Source organism: Actinomadura luzonensis (assembly GCF_022664455.2).
Lineage (GTDB): Bacteria > Actinomycetota > Actinomycetes > Streptosporangiales > Streptosporangiaceae > Nonomuraea > Nonomuraea luzonensis.
Genome location: NZ_JAKRKC020000001.1, coordinates 2,048,634 through 2,066,138, shown reverse-complemented (window position 1 = coordinate 2,066,138; position 17,505 = coordinate 2,048,634). Strand labels below are relative to the sequence as shown.

At 63.3% G+C, this 17,505-nt stretch carries 12 protein-coding genes; 4 read left to right on the top strand and 8 right to left on the bottom strand.

Annotation, left to right across the window (positions count from 1 at the left end; genetic code table 11):
• The first annotated feature begins 333 nt into the window (after positions 1–333).
• Entirely contained in the window at positions 334–735 is a 402-nt protein-coding gene (locus tag MF672_RS09735) for a hypothetical protein (RefSeq protein WP_242373400.1), read from the top strand.
• A 386-nt stretch (positions 736–1,121) separates the two neighbouring features.
• On the opposite strand, the gene MF672_RS09730 is transcribed toward MF672_RS09735, so the two are convergent.
• From MF672_RS09730 to MF672_RS51780, 8 genes are all read right to left on the bottom strand, one after another.
• Positions 1,122–2,975, bottom strand: coding sequence for a GmrSD restriction endonuclease domain-containing protein (locus tag MF672_RS09730; protein WP_242373399.1), 1,854 nt, complete (start codon positions 2,973–2,975; stop codon positions 1,122–1,124).
• 319 nt (positions 2,976–3,294) lie between these two features.
• On the bottom strand, positions 3,295–5,160 hold the full coding sequence (locus MF672_RS09725; RefSeq protein WP_242373398.1) for an ATP-dependent nuclease: 1,866 nt from the start codon (positions 5,158–5,160) through the stop codon (positions 3,295–3,297).
• A 161-nt stretch (positions 5,161–5,321) separates the two neighbouring features.
• On the bottom strand, positions 5,322–8,816 hold the full coding sequence (locus MF672_RS09720) for an ATP-binding protein (RefSeq protein WP_242373397.1): 3,495 nt from the start codon (positions 8,814–8,816) through the stop codon (positions 5,322–5,324).
• A complete protein-coding gene (locus tag MF672_RS09715) occupies positions 8,813–10,048 on the bottom strand; it encodes a metallophosphoesterase family protein (protein WP_242373396.1) in 1,236 nt (411 codons plus the stop codon). The genes MF672_RS09720 and MF672_RS09715 overlap by 4 nt, the downstream gene beginning before the upstream one ends.
• A gap of 478 nt (positions 10,049–10,526) precedes the next feature.
• The gene (locus tag MF672_RS09710; protein ID WP_242373395.1) at positions 10,527–10,964 is read right to left on the bottom strand and encodes a hypothetical protein; all 438 of its coding nucleotides are present in this window, start codon (positions 10,962–10,964) and stop codon (positions 10,527–10,529) included.
• Complete coding sequence (locus MF672_RS09705; RefSeq protein WP_242373394.1) at positions 10,964–11,413, bottom strand: PASTA domain-containing protein; 450 nt, start codon at positions 11,411–11,413, stop codon at positions 10,964–10,966. Before MF672_RS09705 ends, MF672_RS09710 begins: the two co-directional genes overlap by 1 nt.
• Positions 11,414–11,429: 16 nt before the next feature.
• Positions 11,430–11,882, bottom strand: coding sequence for an NYN domain-containing protein (locus tag MF672_RS09700; protein ID WP_242373393.1), 453 nt, complete (start codon positions 11,880–11,882; stop codon positions 11,430–11,432).
• Between the two features lie 62 nt (positions 11,883–11,944).
• Positions 11,945–12,412: a protein kinase domain-containing protein gene (locus tag MF672_RS51780; RefSeq protein WP_308210472.1), complete on the bottom strand. Its 468-nt coding sequence runs from the start codon at positions 12,410–12,412 to the stop codon at positions 11,945–11,947.
• 399 nt (positions 12,413–12,811) lie between these two features.
• Between MF672_RS51780 and MF672_RS09690 the strand changes: the two genes are divergently transcribed.
• The 3 genes from MF672_RS09690 to MF672_RS09680 all read left to right on the top strand — a co-directional run bounded on the left by MF672_RS09690 (position 12,812) and on the right by MF672_RS09680 (position 17,475).
• Entirely contained in the window at positions 12,812–12,964 is a 153-nt protein-coding gene (locus tag MF672_RS09690) for a hypothetical protein (protein ID WP_242373392.1), read from the top strand.
• 850 nt (positions 12,965–13,814) lie between these two features.
• Positions 13,815–16,259, top strand: a complete 2,445-nt coding sequence (locus MF672_RS09685) for a type I restriction-modification system subunit M (protein ID WP_242373391.1) — start codon at positions 13,815–13,817, stop codon at positions 16,257–16,259.
• Positions 16,252–17,475 carry a restriction endonuclease subunit S gene (locus MF672_RS09680; RefSeq protein WP_242373390.1) on the top strand — a complete coding sequence of 408 codons (1,224 nt, stop codon included), beginning with the start codon at positions 16,252–16,254 and terminating at the stop codon, positions 17,473–17,475. The genes MF672_RS09685 and MF672_RS09680 overlap by 8 nt, the downstream gene beginning before the upstream one ends.
• Positions 17,476–17,505: the final 30 nt, after the last annotated feature.

Here is a 17,505-nt window from a genome sequence, read left to right as displayed (position 1 = left end):
GTTCCTGAGACGCTCGTATGTCATGAGCGGAGGCAGGAAAAAACGGCGGCGTAGGAGCGGTGAGAGTAGGGGGAACGGGGAACGCTTCGTGCGTGCGGAAAGCCTCCCCGGCCCTCAAGGATTGGCGCGGGGCCAGCAGCGTCGTCTCCGCGTGGTCACGGCAACCTTGCTGACCGTTGAGGATTTCCCGGCGCTCTTGGCGACAGCTACTCCTCTGCCTGCGCGGAACTGGGGCTAAAAGCAAGAAAGGACGGATACGGGATCCTCCTGTGTCAGGACGAGAGCGGCGCCCGATGGACCGAGTTGACTACGGATGTCCGCGGGGTCGACAGTGTGAATTCCATCTGGGAGACGGGCCATGAAGCGGGCTACGAGGCGGCTGCGACGACCGTGATTGGCCTGCGTCCGGGATGGCCGCTTCCCTGCACATTTGGGTATGCCGACCTGCCGGAGCCGCACGACCCGCGAGACGCCTTGACAGCGGATCTCCTTCGCGCCCCAGAGCTGAAATGGAAACCTGTCGGCCGCCGGAGCATGGCTGACCGGATCACCGATGAACTGCGCGCCGGCGGTCACCTGCGCAAGGAGCAGTACGTCGACAACTACCTGTTCGACGCCTACAACATGGGGGATCAGGACCCCCTCACCACCTGCACGGCTCATCGATGCCCGGCTTTTGATCCGAGAGGATTACCCAGCGCGACAGCACTTCGACGCCGCTCTTGCCGAAGCTAGGTCACTTGCAACGAAGGAGGAACTACCCCCGGGCTCCATCCGCCTCTGGAAGACGTGGCCTCGGGAGACCTATGTGATCCGTGCCAACGGGTCCTTCTGGACGATGACGGCGCTCGTTGGAGGACCGGCTGCCCTGCTCCTTGACCACGTCCCCCTCGCCCCGCTGGCCCTTGACGAGGTTTCAGATCTCCCTGTGTTGCTCGACGCCCTCACAGCAGCAGCAGATCGCTCGCCGATCTAAGCGTGATCGGTTAAGCGCACCATGAGGGGATATCTCCTCGAGTCATCGGCTTGCAGACAGCTGACCGAAACCCAGGCGCCGTAGCCCCGCCGATACCCAAGGCCAGAAATCCCGTCTTCGCAACTCGCCACCGTTTCACCAGGCGTCAAACCTCGGCCTCATCGAGGTCCGGGACGACGGCGACGTCTTCGGGGTCGAACAGTTGCAGGGTCTCAGTGCCGTTGCCCTCGTTGAGGTCGTTCTGCACAGGCTTGCCGGTTGCGTTCTCGATGAGGGTAGCGAGCTTCTGCAAGCGCTTGTTGAAGAACACGTCGAAGTTGTCCCCCCGCAGCTCCGCTGCGTCTACCAGATGGGTACCGACAAGAGTGTCGAGTTGGGTAGAGCTGACGCCTGCCCTTTTCTCGATCTTCGGGAGGTATGCAGAGGGCGCCACGCCTCCGATCGCGCGGTTGGTTTCGGCGGAAAGAGGGGTCTTGTTGACGATGCTCTCTCGCCGGCTCGGGTCGATGTCGTGGTCCAGGCACCACTTTGACGGGAAGATGTGGTGAATGTCGACGGCTAGATCTACATACTGGATCTTGTCGAGCGCCTTGTCGTACATCCAATCCTTGGCCCCTTGAGCTAGGACAAGGGCGTAGATTCCCTTGTATGCCGCCGCATTCCGGGTCCGTAGCGACAGGAGACGGGAAGCGGCGAAGGTACAGTCCGCGACGGTCCGGGGTACCGCCGCCTCGATGCCCCGTGCCCAAACGGGGACCTGCTCGATATCGCGGGCGAACCGAGTCTCGATGGCTGAGCCGTATAGCTCGCCGACGATGCCGCACCAGAACCACTGAGCGAGTTTGGTACGCGCCCCGTGGAGGTCGGCATCGTTACCGAGGACAACCTTGATTGCGGCGAGCGGGACGAGTTGCTTCGGATATGGGAGGAACTTCACGTCGAAGATGTGATGATCGGCGAGGAAGGTCGCCGTCCACGCGAAAGCGTCACGGACAGGCTGCACCCACTCCAGATAGTCGTCCAGCGCGAGTTTGAGCAGGTCCTCCTTCCGAGCAGACACGGCGGGTGGTCGGCCAGAGGTGTCCTCCTTAGCTCGTTTTAGGGTCGCGAGCAGACTGACCGCTTGGAGGAAGTCGGTGTTCTCGACAGCCGCCAGGACTGGATGTGCGGCGAAGCCCTTTTGGGTCGCCTGCCAGTCATCGTTGAGTCGGAAGTCCGTGCCGTGGGTGTCGAAGTATTTCTTGTCGCCGGCGAAGGTGGCGGTGAGGAGCTCGAAGACGTTCAGTGGTAGGCCGCCGGTGTTTACCTTCTCGAACACAGTGGCGACAGCGGCTTTGCTGGTCGTCTTGTCCAGCTCGATGGCGGGGATGTTGTAGGTCGAGCAGGGCTGGATGACCTCGGCGTGGAACTTGCTTGCTTGGTCCTTGTCCTCGCAGGCGAAGAGCCATGTAACGGTATCTGCCCCGCCGAAGAGGAGGCGGACAGGGAAGTAGCCGTGCGTGCGTTCGAGTTCAGGCGTGGATAGGTCGAGTTCGATGTCCTTGCCGAAGTTGCTGCGCAGGACCCCGTCTCCCGGCATGGAAAGGATCGCCTCGTCAATTCGGTCTTCGCCCAGCAGCGCGGTTGCCATATGTACGTAGTAGCGGCGATCCATGAGCTTGCCCCGGCTGTCCTTGGTGTGGACGACCCCGCTGCCGGTCAGAGCCTGAGTAAGCGAGGTGAGTCGCTGCTGGCCGTCGAGGAGTAGCAGTTCGGGTTCGGTATTCGCCGGAAGAGCCACTCCTTCGACTGAGCGGGGCTTGAACCGGATCTGATCGTTGCCCGTCTTCAGCATCATGACGACACCGAGCGGATGGCCGCGCACGATCGTCACGAGGAGCTGGCGAATACGCTCATCTTCCCATTTGTAGCCGCGCTGAAAGTCGGGGAGCTGGATCCGGCCGCTAGTGGTCCACTTCAGGTACTCGGCCAACTCGTAGAGGGGGGTCTGGAAGCCCATACGCACTCGTCCTCGTTGATGTCGAAGGCTGACTATATGGTAATGGCAAAGTAACAGAGCGTCAGATCTATATGAGGTACATAATCAGCTCTCCCGAGGGCCCTACTGTGTCAGGGGCTGCCCGGCCGACCATAGTGTTATCAAGTCAGCCCGCGAGTTGGTGGTGGCCAGACGCACCGTTCAGCCCCATCCGCCTGGTGCTGCCCTTGAACTGGTGCGGCGCTGGCCCGTGTGCATACTGGAACATTCGCTGGCAAAAAACCCCTCTTATCGGGGCGGCGTACGGCTCACCGCTTCTGCACTGCAGCTCTGGCTGTAATCAAAGCAGAGCGTTGAGTCGGTTAAAAAGATTCTGGAATCTCTTGCGAGTGTCCTCGTCGACCTCGTCGAGCAGCCTGCCGGGTGACCGCATGAGGTGGTTGGCTGGCTGATAGTGGTCGAACCGGCCACCGTGCAGGGCTTCGACCTGCTTGACGATGCGGCCACCACCGTTGAGCTTCGATTTGGAGAACTTGCCTACCTTGGAATCGGCCAGCAGCTTCAGGTACCAACCGACGTCGAAAAGATCTTCGATGTCTGCCTCGGCGCTGCCGGTGATCTCGGTGAGGTAGACCAACCGGTTGCCGTCGAGTAGGCCGCGGGCTGCCAGCTGGGCGATGCGCTGGTTCCCGCCCGCGGCAACGTCCATCAGGACAGCGATGCTGAGGTCGCTGCCGCCGAGGAGGGACACGAACGCGGGCACCTTGTCGAGTCCGCCGACTGGGGTGATGGTCCAGCGTGGGTCGAGCGGGACGCCCCCACCCTGGCGGATCACTTCGCTCATGACGGTCAGATACACCACGTCTGAAGGGCCTTCGACCAGCAGTTGATTCGGGCCGATGACCAGCGTCTGAGTCATGTCCACGCCGAGAGCTCCGAGCAGTGGGAAGACCGTGTCCGGGCGGGCCTTCCATATGTCGTGGCTGATCTTGGTGCCGTCGTTGTCGACATCCTCGACCGTGCGGCAGCGTTCCAGTTTGTTCGGCTGGATCATGAACAGCGAGTGCGTGGTGTAGATGACTTGATGATGGGGGGCGAGTCGTTCCTCGATGTAGCGCAACAGGTCGCCCTGTGCCTTGGCATGCAGGTTCAGCCCTGGTTCGTCGAGCAGGATGATCCGCCTCGTGGTTCCGGTGTATTCGGAGAAAGCCGCCAGGAACGAGAAGAACCAGATGAATCCCTTTGACCGGCCGGACATCCCAAGCGTGACACGGTGCCGCTGATTCTTGATCCGGATGTGCAGCCACGGCTCGGTGTGCTGCGGGGCTTGTGGAGTGGGCTTGGGCTTGAACTCGATGTCGAGTTCCACCGACAGATCGGGGTTCTGTGTCCAATACTCGAAGAGCTGGTCCGTCAGTTCGTTTGCGGCGGCTTCCAGTGCAGCCTTGCGGCTCTCATAGGAGTCCTCGGTGAACTCCTCCGACTCCACGCCGGCCAGCCGGAGCAACGACAGCGCTGTTCTTTCCTCGGGCGCGAGCTCGTCCTCATCGACCTCCTGCAGTCGCTCGATCGACACGCTTCCGGGCAGGACGTTGTATTCGTCGAAGTACTGGAACTTAGGCAGTCGCCGGTGCAGGATCTTCCTGATCTCTGCGTCGAGATCGCGTTCTTCCAGATTGTTCGCCAGCTGGACCGCTGCCTCAGCATCCTCGTCGGCTCGTAGAGCTACGATCAACTCGTTGATGCTTGTGATGTCGTCGAACCGACCGATCTCGAGCCCGGCTTTGGCGACCAAATGGCGCCCTGCGGCCAAGGCGTTGGTGGTTCGGTGGCCCTGGTACCACACGGTGTTGTCGTTGTAGTGGCGGTTGACGACGAGGGTGTTGCTCTTGAGAGCGTCAGGCCCGAACTCCTTGGTTACTGCGTCGATGTCAGCCTGCTCAAGCTGGAAGGTCACCTGCACAGGCTGAACGGTCGAGATGGTGGCCTTGTCCCGGGCCCGGTATCGGCGCGGGTAGTCCCGCAGCTCGTCGAAATCGGTGGGGTGTCCGCTGGGCAGGGGGTTTACGCGGTACAGCGCCTCGAGTGCGGCGGTCTTACCCGACTCGTTCTTCCCGACCAAGGCGGTGACATCGTCGGTAACGGTGAATTCTGTGGAGTCGTTGACACTCTTGAATTTGGTGATGTGAGCAGACAACAAACGCATCGAAGGTCTCTTCCTGCAGAATAATAACGACAATGCTCCCCGGCCCAGCAGCACACCAGGCTACGCTCCACTGCCGACAATTCCCGTTGCTGTTCGTCAGCGGGCCGACGTCTTTGCGACTCTCGGCTGGAGCCTTCCCCAGTGATCTTCGGCTTACATGGTCAGTTCACATCGGGGCTTACGGCTGGAGGGGAACTCTCCTCCTGGGCGGACGCGAACCGTGGTAGCCGGTGCACGTGTACGCGGCCGCTGGGAAGTTCTGTCTGGGCGAGCTCGGCCAGGTGGTTGTGGTGGGTGAAGACGATCGTCTGGAACCGGTCGGACATCTCGTCTAACACTCCCAACGCAGCACGGGTTCGCTGGTCGTCGAAGGTCATAAAGATGTCGTCGACGACGAACGGAAGTGTGCGATCCTCCTCGGCGTAGCGCTCCAAGGACGCGAGCCGCAGCGCCAGGTAGAGCTGGTCGCGGGTGCCCTCGCTGAGCCGGTCGGCGGGCAGCCGCTCGGCGCCGCGCCGCGCCAGCACAATCGGTGAATCCCCGTCCTCGTCGAGCTCCAGCCCACCGTAGCCGCCGAGCGTCAGATGCCCGAACAGGTCGCTCGCCCGCGCAAGCACCGGGTCCTGCTGCGCCTGCCGATACTCTTCCATGCAGGTCAAGATGATGTTCCGCGCAACCTGCAGGCGAAGGTACTCCTCACTTTCCTCCAGAAGCGCGGCCGCGGTGGTCTCCACACTCGCGGCTGCCCGTGTGGCGGCGGAGGAACCATCGAAGCGGGCGAACTCCGTCTTCTTCTCGCCGAGAAGTTGTGACTGGTGGGTCCGTTGGTCATCGAGGTCGATGACGCGTTCGGTGAGGGTGAGAAGCCGAGCCTTGAGCAGGTCCTCGTCGGTCTCGGGAATCTCCGCCACGAGCGTTTCCGCGTCGGCGGGAAGCGCCGCCGTGACCTCCGCGAGTGCCCCCTTGAGCCTCGTGTGGGACTCACTCCGCCGTACGGCTTCCCTCAGGGCGTCGATATCGTCCACCCCTGCCCTTTCGCAGAGCTGCGCGAGTTCGGTACGCAGGTCCCGAAGAGCCTCTTCAAGGTCACGGGCCGTTGCACTCAGGTCGGCCTGATCGCTGAGAAGAACGACTCGCCGCTCCGCAGCGGAACGGTTCTTCTCGGCCTCCCGGTAAAGAATCCCGACAAACTGGTGGCGTTCGATCTCGTCAGCTGGCATCGCACGACCGCAGGCGGCGGCGGTGGTGGCCAGCAGTGAGTGGAACTGCTCAAGTGTGGTGGCGGCCTTCTCGGAGTCACGCTCGTTCTTGGCCGCCTCCGACACCCATGTGGCGACTTGCCCGAGCCGCTCCAGATCGGTGAGGGCGGTGGCAGTGTCCCGACCTGTGGGTAGTTTCGCCTGTTCGAGCAGCTTGTGCCAGGTGGTCTCCCAGCCGGCCAGGTTCCGTTCGTGTTCGGTGACTTCGGCTTCAGCGGCAGCCAGCTCCTCGCGCGCCGCAAGAAGCTGAGCTTCACATGTATCGTGCGTACGTGCCAGCTCGTCCTGCTGGGCCAGCCGCTGCTCGGCAACCTCGCGCAGTTCTGGAAGCTCTGCCAAGGCATTCTCAGCGCCCAGGGACGGAACTTCTTCCGGCGATCGCAGGATGTCACGGAGCCGTGTGATGTGCAGGGCGGCCTGCTCCCGCAAGGAGGAGAGACGGGCTCGGGCGTCACCCAGCTCCCCGAGGCTCCCTTGGAGTCTGTCGACACTGTCCAATATGGACATGGCAGCGCCGGACTTGGGGGCAGGGCCAGGGCAAGGGAACCTTTCCCACAGGCGGTCCCACTCCGCGTCCAAGTGGTCAGCCCGGTCGTCCTGGGAAGCCTGCTCCTCGTCAAGCGCGATGAGCGCCTTCTCGTCATTGCCGATCTCGAGCTCCAACCGGTAGCGGTCGGCGATGCGAGACGCGTCTCGGCGCATCCGGTCGGCGAGATGATCGGCGCGCTCGATGGCCAGCTCGAAATCCCCAGCCCGGTCGTGCTGCCCGTCGCGGATCACGAGCCAGAGCTCGTGCCGGACGCTCCTGGCCTCCCCGAGCTCTGCCTCCGTGGGGGGCGGGTCACCGCTCAGCAGGGTTGCCAGGTTGAGACGCTTTTCCTCCAGGCCGGTGATCAGCGCCTTCCGCTGCTTGGCCAGCTCGCGTCCCTCCCGCTTCAAGTCCTTGCGGGCCTCGACGTGCTCGTCGATCTCGGTCCGGGTGGGCACGGCCATCCCGTCGACCTGCTGTGCCGGGATCCGCAGCTCCAGTAGGAGCCGCTCTATGGTGCCGTCCAGGCGTCGGACGTCTTCGTCGGCAGTGGCCAGGCGGGTGAGCAGGTCGTGGGGGACGGCGTTGAGCGCGGCGTGGAGAGGCTTCGTTTCCTCGAGCCTGGCGAGCTTGCTGAGCCGCTTCTCCACCGTCTCCAGGCTACGCCGGCGCTGGTCCACCGCCTTACGATCTCGCGTCAGAGCCGCTTCGATGGCGGTGCGCTGGTCGTGCAGGTCCTGGATGCGCTTCTGCATCGACTTGGGCACCTTGTAGAGGCTGGTGTCGTCCAGCGTCGCGTCCACATGGACCTGGGTGAGGGTGGAGAGCGCCTGGTCGCGGAGGTCTTTGACAGTGTCGGAGGAGCTCGTGAGCCGTTCGGCTGCAGCCAGAACCGCCTTGCGGTCCTGGTAGAGGATGTCGATGGAATCTTGCGCTGCGAGGAGGTCGTCGTCGACCACCAGTTGGTTCAGCTCGCCCACGACGTCGTCGAGGCGCCGCTGCGCGTCAGCCAGCTTGCTCTCCGCCAGCCGCAGGTCCTCTCGCAACTGGGGAAGGCGTACGGCGACCTCCGGCGGGGCGATCGTCCCGCCGGCTTCCAGAGTCATGAGGTCGGCCAGCAGGGTGGCTCGTCGGTTGAGTGCTGGGACCGCCTGGACAAGCCGCTCCACACGGGATCGCTCGCTCCTGAACTGCTCCAGTTCCCTGGTGAGCGTCATGAGGGCCTGCTCGGCGTCCTTGACCTCCTGCTGCCTGTCGAGGTACTCCTGCGGGCGGAGCGTCGCCGCACGGACGCGGCTCTGCGCCTCCTTCAACTCGGTGAGGAGCACGTTGATCCGGGGGTTATGGCCCCGCCGCTTGTACAGATCGCCCAGACGTTCCTCGATCGTACGCAGCGCGTCGGACAGGCGGCCTCCCGACCGAGTGGCGGCCAGTGCCTGTTTGAAGTCTCCGCCTCCGCTGGCCAGCGCCTCGCCTCCCCGCCGCAGTTCGCCACTACCCAGGGCGAACACTGACGTGAAGGTCGACCGATCGATGCCTCCCAGCATGGTGTTCAGCACCGACTGGTCCAGCGGCTCTCCGTCGATGCGGCGGAGCGGCGTCTTGCGCGCCTTGACTCTGATGAACTCCAACGCGTGGCCCTCTGCGCCTCGCACCAGCGCGCCGAGCCGTAGCGCGGCCTTGTCATGGACGAAGTCGTAGCGCGATCGTTCATCGATCCCGTAGAAGAGCTGGTCGAGCGCGTGCAACGCGGTCGACTTGCCGGCCTCGTTCGGTCCGGCGATCACGTGGATGCCAGGTGCCGACAGATCCAGCACCATCCCGCTGAAGGGGCCGAACGCGATCAGGTCCAGCCGGTCGACTCTCATCGGGTCCGTCCCTCCGTGAGCATGGATTCCAGCAGATCGATGGCGTCGTCGCCGAGGCGCTGCAGCCAGTCCGGGTCATCGGGACGGATTCGGTCCTCGTTGTGCACATCCAGAGGCAGCTGAGGGTAGAGAGGGTCTTCGGTGACCAGCCGGTGCAGCGCGGCGGTGTCTGAGCGGAGCGCCGCCGCCGTACGCCGGAGATCGGCGAGCAGTCCTATGGTGCCTTCGCCGGGCGTCTCTGGCAGCCGGGTCTCGATGCGCACCTTTTCCACCCACAGATCGCCGAGGTCGTTGGCGATCGAACGGACCTCGTTGACGAACTGGTGCCGTCCGTTCCACAGCCGGAGGTGAGCGCTGCTGCGGCCGACAAGACTGACCCGTACGGCTTGGAGCTTGCCGGAGGGCAAGCTTTTGAGTCGGACCTGCACCAGATCCGCGACGGCATCGAGGTCTCCGGCCCTGGAGACGTCGATGCGCAGATGCTCCCAGCGCGCCACGTCCAGGTCATGATGGACGGCCGAGCGGACGCGGAGGTCGTCGCCCACCGTGACCAGGGTGCACCCCTTCGGGCCCGTCTCGCGGGCGTGGCGGCCCTGGATGTTACCGGGGAAGACGATCCACGGGTCCTCCTGGACGACTTCCCGGTTGTGTACGTGGCCAAGCGCCCAGTAGTCGTATCCCTTCCCCATGAGGTGATCCACTGTGCAGGGGGCGTACTTGTTGTGGCCGTCGCGACCATTCAGCGCGGTGTGCAGGAGCCCGACGTTGAAGAGGTCCCGGCAAGGAGGGGGGTAACCGAGGGCGAGGTTGTCGGTGATGTCCCAACGAGGGAAACCCTGCCCGTGCACCGCCAGCCCGACCTTCTCGTCGCGTACGGTCTCCGGCTCTTCGACGTCGAGCATGCGCACGTTGTCCGGCAGCGGCAACCGCCGGGTCATCTTGTTCTGCGCGTCGTGGTTCCCTGAAACGAGGTAGACGGCGATGCCCTGCGCACGCAGCAGTGACATCTGCTTGCCGAAGAACAGCCCGGTCTGGAAGTCAGGCCAGTCGCCGTCATAGATGTCGCCGGCGAGGAGGACAGCGTCGACCGACTCCGAGATCGCAAGCTGGACGAGGTTCTCCAACGCCCGCCGAGAGGCGGTGCGCAGTTCCTCGGCCGGTGCGCCCTCATACATCGACAGGCCGCGAAGCGGGCTGTCGATGTGAAGGTCGGCGGCGTGGATCAGTTTCACGCGTTCTCCTCTGGAACCGGTTGATCCTTTGATGATTGATGATGACGTGTGCGTAAGGTGGTGGTGGGGCGATAGGGGATATTGATGGTTACGTTCCAATGAGGCGTGACTACCTGAAATATGAGGTCCTGGTCCTGCCGTGGTGATGGCCACCAGGCGCGAGTCGCGGCCCTCGACCTGACGGAGAATCCCCTGTCCGTCGGATAGGTCGATGAAGGCCGACGTGTCCCCGGTCGGCGATCAGGCGGTAGATGCCGATTCCCGGGTGGTGCTGCCAACAGGGTTGGCCGCGACGGATCTCATCGATCCCGATCTCGCAGTCCGGCTCTGACCGCTTGGGTGTTACCGGGCCGGCGTAGTGTCCAGCTGACGCATCGTCACCCGGCCTGTGCGACAGCGTGCCCGTGAATTGCGATGGCCCACACGAGCGCGGCAGCCGCAACGTGGTGCGCGTGCCGTCCAAGGACGGATGTTCGCATCAGAATTCGTTGCGCAGAGCGTCGTGCTCGTCGTCCGACACTGTGGACGGGCCGTCGAAACCGTCGATGATCAGCCCAGACCTGGATGACATGGGATGATGCGGCGGTAGCCGTACATAGCGCGTCTGTTCATCGAACTCCAGCGCCTCCCACTGGAATCCGGTCATCCATGTCTCATCGCGTTGTGCGAAGCCGAGCAGCGCACGGACCAGGTCAGCGCGAGAGTGGGCGATGGCCCATACGTGCCGCCTGGCCTCTCCCGCTCGATGCTCCATCAAGTAGTGCTCTGCCCCGGCAATCTTCGCTACCTGGACGTACCAGGACTCGTCTTCCAGCTCGACCAGTAGTGCGCCGATGTACGGCAGGCCGGCGGCCGCCCAGTCGAGGGCATCCCGACTGGCGAGGAGCCTTTGTCGGTTGAGGATGAGCGCGGCCATCAGGACGCCTTCGTACAGGTGAGCACGATGGTGGTGCCGATCTTGACCTTGGTGCCGGCCTTGTGGGACTGCTTGGTCACCGTCCAGTTCTCCGGCAGGAGAACCATCGTGTCGTATTGATCCTGCGAGCCGAGCTTGATGTCGCTGAACTCGTTCCATCCCCGGTCCACCAGCCACTGACGGGCGATCGCGGCGTTCTGCCCCTTGAAGTCGGGCAGCTTCACCAGTCGGCCCTTCTCTTCTTCGGCGGGAGGAAGAGAAGTGTCCTGCAGTGCCTCCGCGGCGGCGGTCTTGGTGGGGGACGTGGTCGTAGTCGGCGTGTTGCCGACACTTCCTACGGCCACGCCACCGACACAACCCGCGCCCAAGGCGAGAACGGCGATCAGTGCGACCGCGGGGCCGGAGAACCCGCGACGCGCAGGAGGTGGCATGGGGGGCTGGTGGGTCATGGGGCTTCCCCTGGAATCAGGCGGCCAGCGCCGCGTCAAGGTAAGTGATGTCGCGGACCGCGACGTAGAGGCGCCAGCTGAGCAGGCCGGTGCGGGAAACCACTGTGACCCGCACGTTGTGAGCGGTCAGCCAGGCGGCGAGGTCTGCGAAGTAGCCGTCGCCGGAGCCGATGACCACCCGCTCGAACCGGAGGTCGATCCGGTCGTTGACGGCCATCTCGGCGAGCACGCTGTCGGCGCCGTCCCGTCCGGACCGGGTGAGGATCTGAGCGCCGTGGATCACTCGGCCCACCTCGGCCAGCGATCGCGGGTTGACCCCGACGACGAACTGGTCCAGGGCGCCGACCGGCACCCGGCACAGGTAATCCGACATGGTGTCGGCGATCTCCGTCGCGGTGGGCGACGGCGATGCAGCCAGGTTCTCGATGTCCAGTAAGTGGATGGCTCGTCCTGCTCGCAGAGTACGCATCACAGCTCCCTTGCACCTCGTTCAAGAAGAATAGAGCCTGTGAACTCAGTATGCAAGCACTTCTATCGTGACAGCAGTAGGAGTAGTTGTAATGCCGGTGGGCGTTCATGCGGCCTTGCGCATGGTCTGCTGGACGAGCTCGCGAAGAGGCGGGGGAACCATGCGAAGGTCCGGGTCGGAGTTGATGAACTGGTTCTCGACGGCCCAGACGGATGGGCCGTCGAAGGCCGGGAGGCCGGTCGCCGCGAAGTACATCGTCGAGCCCGCGGGCCGTCGGGAGCGAGCAGGACGTTGGCTGGCTTGAAGTCCCGGTGGACGATGCCAGCCTGGTGGATCCCGTTGAGGGCAGCGGCTGTGGCGATGGCGAGCCGAACCAGGCTGTCAGGAGAACGCGGGCCCTCGCGACGGACGAGCTGGTCGAGCGAGGGCCCCTGAACGTACTCGCTGACGATGTACGGCCTGCCGTCGTGGACGCCGGCGTTGATCACCACGCGGTTGCGAACCGCCGGCCTCCCGCCCTTCGGCAGCATTGAGACGCTGGGCAGTCGGACACCGGGAGAGGCTGCCGGAGTAGTGCGACCTGCCCGGATGGCCTTGTCGTAATTCGCGACCTTTCTGGCGCGGGGAGGTTCGAGGTGCCATCACCTCTTCGTTAGGGATTGCGTATCTCCATACGCATAGTTAGTGTGTGCTGAGAGATGGGGATTATCGGGTGGCGATGGGGTGGTTGGTGGGAATCATCGATCCGAGCGTCGCTACTCCGACATGCAATCCCGGACAACCTGCCGCACCGCCCTGCTTGGTTTGCGGCCCGCGAGGGCGGTGCGGCTCGGCAGCCCCGTTCGGGGCATGGAGGGACAGTCTAAATGAGGTGTAGCAAGGTCCATGATGGGCCCTCGCGCCGGTCGCGCACCAGGAGAATTATCCACGTGGTCATCATGGTCCTCGCGCTGATTGTGGTGGGCGCGTCTCTGGTGTTGCGCACCACGGAGATGATGCTGGCGGCGTCGGCGGCTGTGGTGGGTGTGTGCGCACAGGCGGCGATGCGGGCCATCCTCCCGAGCAGGGAACGTACGGCCTAAGCCTTGTAGGGGCCCAGGCTGAACAACGCCTAGCCTGGGCCCCTACATCAATGAAGCCAGGAAGGAACGAGGAACGTGGCCGAGCTCAAACAAGTCCTCCTTGGAGAGCTCTGCGAGGTGACTGTGGGGCCCTCGGGGTCACTACTGGAGAACCTTCATGAGGGAGATGACGGCGTGCCTGTTCTCACGCCATCTGACCTCACTCCCTTTCGTGAGGTAGAGACGGACGGCCTGCGACGCCTCCCCGCTAAGGACGCAGTTCGGCTCTCTCGATTTGCTCTACGCCAGGACGATGTGCTCTTTGTTCGTCAAGGAGCACTCGGAAGAGTCGCGGTGATTGGGCGAGAGCACTCCGGATGGCTCTACAGTTCGTCGTGCCTGCGCCTTAGGCCAAGGTCTGATCAGGTACTGCCTGCATTCCTGGCGCTGTTCCTCTCTCGCCCTTCCGTCCTGGCTGATCTCGTGGGCCAGGCTCCTCCAGGGACTGTCCTCTGGGCTCACGCGGGAACGCTGCGACGTCAGGTGGTGGCCTTGCCCTCTCTGCAGCGGCAACTGTCGACGGTGAGGGTGGCCACCGCGATTGATGCTCAGGTAAAGGTCCAGCGAGCTCTTTTGGCCAAACTGGAGTGCTTGGGCTCTGCACTTCTCGACGACATGCTCACTAAACTGTGATCCGAGTACACATCTCTATCTAGTGTTATTGACGGTTCTATGGCTTCTGGCTAGAGTCTTGACAACGCGATGGTGCTGTTCCTGGAGACCCGGCGGGCTGTTGAAAGACTAGAGAGCCTCCGTCGAGGCGGAGCCATATCGAGGCAGCGCAGATCGATCGATTGAGAAAGGCCACCACGTGGCGAAGTTGACGTTGCCGCAGCTTGAGCGGCACCTGTTCGGCGCGGCCGACATCCTCCGAGGCAAGATGGACGCCTCGGAGTTCAAGGAGTACATCTTCGGGATGCTCTTCCTGAAGCGGGCCTCCGACCAGTTCGAGGTGGTCCGCGGCGAGGTCGTCGAGAAGCGGATGGCCGAAGGCAAGAGCCGCGAGGAAGCCGAACGGATGGCCGAGGCGCGCGGCTTCTACCGTGGTGACAAGTTCTACGTGCCCCCGGAAGCCCGCTGGAGCCATATCAGGAACGAGTCGCGCAAGAAGAACGTCGGCGACATGCTCAACAAGGCGCTCGGCGCCCTGGAGGAAGAGAACGTCGCCGCCCTCGAAGGCGTTCTGGAGCACATCGACTTCACCCGTAAGGTCGGCCAGTCCACGATCCCCGACAAGCGGCTGCAGCAGCTCGTCGACCACTTCTCCCGCGTACGGCTCCGCAACGAGGACTTCGAGTTTCCCGACCTGCTCGGCGCGGCCTACGAATACCTGATCGCCCAGTTCGCCGACTCCGCCGGTAAGAAGGGCGGCGAGTTCTACACGCCGCGTGGTGTCGTCCGCATGATGGTCCGCCTGGTCAAGCCCAGGCCGGGCATGGCCGTCTACGACCCGTGCGCTGGCTCGGGCGGCATGCTCATCCACGCCAAGGAGTACATCGACGAGCACGGCCTCGACTCGCGTGACCTGACCCTGGCCGGTCAGGAGTACAACGGCGGCACCTGGGCGGTGTCGAAGATGAACATGATCCTCCATGGCGTCCTCAACGCTCAGCTGGAGAACGACGATACCCTCGCCGAGCCCCGGCACCTCAAGGGCGGCGAGCTGATGCGCTTCGACCGGGTGCTCACCAATCCGCCCTTCTCCCTCAACTACTCCTCAGTCGACATGAAGCACAAGGAACGCTTCAAGTACGGCTACGCGCCCGAGACCGGGAAGAAGGCGGACCTCATGTTCGCCCAACACGTCCTGGCGGTGCTGACCCCCGACGGCATCGGGGCCACCGTCATGCCCCACGGCGTGCTGTTCCGTGGCGGCAAGGAGAAGGACATCCGCGAGGGCATCATCGAGGATGACCGTCTGGAGGCGGTCATCGGCCTGGCCCCCAACCTCTTTTACGGCACCGGCATCCCCGCCTGCGTCCTCGTCCTGCGCGGCACCGACCCGCGCCCGGCCGAACGGCGCGGCAAGGTGCTCTTCATCAACGCCGACCGCGAGTTCACCGCCGGCCGCGCCCAGAACTACCTCGACCCCCAGCACGCCGAGAAGATCGTCGCAGCGTACGAGGCCTATGAGGACATCCCTGGGTTCGCGCGAGTCGTCGACGTCGAAGAGCTCCGCGAGAATGACTTCAACCTCAACATCCGCCGCTACGTCGACAACACGCCTCCGCCCGAGCCGCAGGATGTACGCGCCCACCTGCACGGCGGCGTACCCAAGTCCGAGGTCGAGGCCAAGGCGGGGCTGTTCCGGGCGTTCGGCATCGACCCAGTGACGCTGTTCACCGAGCGCGACGCCGACTACTTCGACTTCCTCCCCGAGGGCTGGCAGGCCACCGCCGCCCGCCTCCCCACCCTCGCCGAACCTGCTGTGATCCGGTTGCGCGAGGCTTTCGACGAGTGGTGGAGCCGCCACAGCAAGCACCTGATCGAACTGCCCAGCACGCACAAGGTAATGGAGGTACGCGCAGATCTGCTCGACTCCTTCGTGACCGAGCTGCTGCCCCTGGACATGCTCGACCGGTTCGAACTGGCCGGCGTCGTGGCGGCATGGTGGGGCGAGGCCCAGTACGACATCAAGACCCTCGGCCTGAACGGGTTCGAGGGCGTGGTCGAAGGCTGGCTCACCACCATCGAGTCGGCCTTCGCGCTGGACGAGGAGGACGTCGAGTACTGGGACAAGCAGAAGATCGCCACCGAGAAACGCAAGGCCCGCGACCACCGCGTCGTCCCCGCGCTGATTCCCGACTACCTGGCCGAACTCGAAAAGGCCGAGACCGCCTACGCCGAGCTGAACGCCCAACTCAAGGCCGCCACCGCCAAGCCCTCGGAGGACGAGGAGGAAGCCGACGAGCCCGCCGAGGGCCAACTCTCCGAGGCCGAGCTCAAAGCACTCAAGTCCCGTACGGCGGCCGCCAGGAAAAAGGTTGGTGCGCTGGAAGACCACTTCCTCCCCCGCCTCCGCATGGCCGCCGGTGCCCTGGACGCCTCTGGCCGCCGCGCCCTCGTCCTCGACGTGCTCCGGCTACAGGTTTCGTCCCGCTTGGATTCTCGAACGGCGGCTGCCCGTCGGCTGTTTGAGGATGCGTTCCGCATGTGGGCGGACAAGTATGCGGTGACCCTACGCGAACTCGAGGATCAGCGCGAAGCTGCTGCTGCTCGGTTTACTGCTTACCTGAAGGAGCTGGGATATGCGTGAAGCTCGTCTTTCAGACGCGGTTGACATCAATCCAGAAGCACTCACGATAGGTACGCCAGGATCATTCCGCTTTCGCTATATTGATCTATCTGCGGTAAGTCGCGGGCAAATCTTCTGGAACAGCTTGGATACTCATTTGCGGGCTTCTGCACCTTCACGGGCTCAGCGCCTTGTGCGTCCGCATGACTGCCTACTGGGCACAGTGAGGCCGCTGCAGCAGTCTCACGGGTATATAGAAGACGCTGGTGAAGCACTCGTCGCGTCCACGGGGTTCGCAGTACTCCGAGCCAAGGCTGGCATCGCGCATCCGCGATTCATTTTCCATTGGATGCTAGGCCTTTCAGCCCTCCGCCAGACTGACGCTATGGCGGTCGGTTCGAATTATCCTGCAGTTAACGAGTCGGATGTCGCGAATCTTAAAATCGCTCTACCTTCAATAGGTCAGCAGCGACGGATCGCGGAAATCCTCGACACTCTCGATGCTCAGATTCGCTTCACACTTGAGGGCGCCAAAAAGGTCATCGCTCTTCGGGCAGCCATCTCTGACGCTCTGATCCCGGTTCGTAGCGATCCCTCGGATCTCGGCGAAGGATGGTCGTGTGTTCGACTTGCCGAGGTGGTTCCCAGCGTTGAGTACGGAATTTCCACTTCACTTGATGAGGATGATTCAGGCACTCCTATTCTTAGGATGAATAATCTAGCCAACGGGAAAATTGAGCTCGGTGAAGTGAAGTATTCATCCCTTGGCGCGCCCGCGCACCTCTTTCTGCGTGACCGTGACGTGCTTTTCAATCGTACGAATAGCATCGATCATGTCGGTCGCACATCAATCTGGCGAAGTGAGATCGAACGGCCCACGTCATTTGCCTCCTATCTGGTGCGTCTTAATCCAGACCTGGGTCGCCTTGTGCCAGAATATCTGGTGCGCTGGCTCAATCGTCCTGCAATTCAGCAGCGCATCAGGCGCTTTGCCACTCCTGGTGTGCATCAAGTGAACATTAATCCCACTAATCTTCGGAAAACGTTTATCGAGCTGCCGGTAGAGCTAGAGCATCAGCGAAAGATCGATGCCGCACTAGTCGAATGCGAACAAACCATCGAGCGATGGCGAGAAGAGGAAGCGCGCCTTCGCATGCTCAAGCAAGGTCTCATGGAAGACCTGCTGACGGGGCGGGTGCGGGCCGCCACTGCGGAAGCCGTACTGGAAAAACTTTGAGCTCAACTGCGGCGGTGGTGAGCCGCTCCG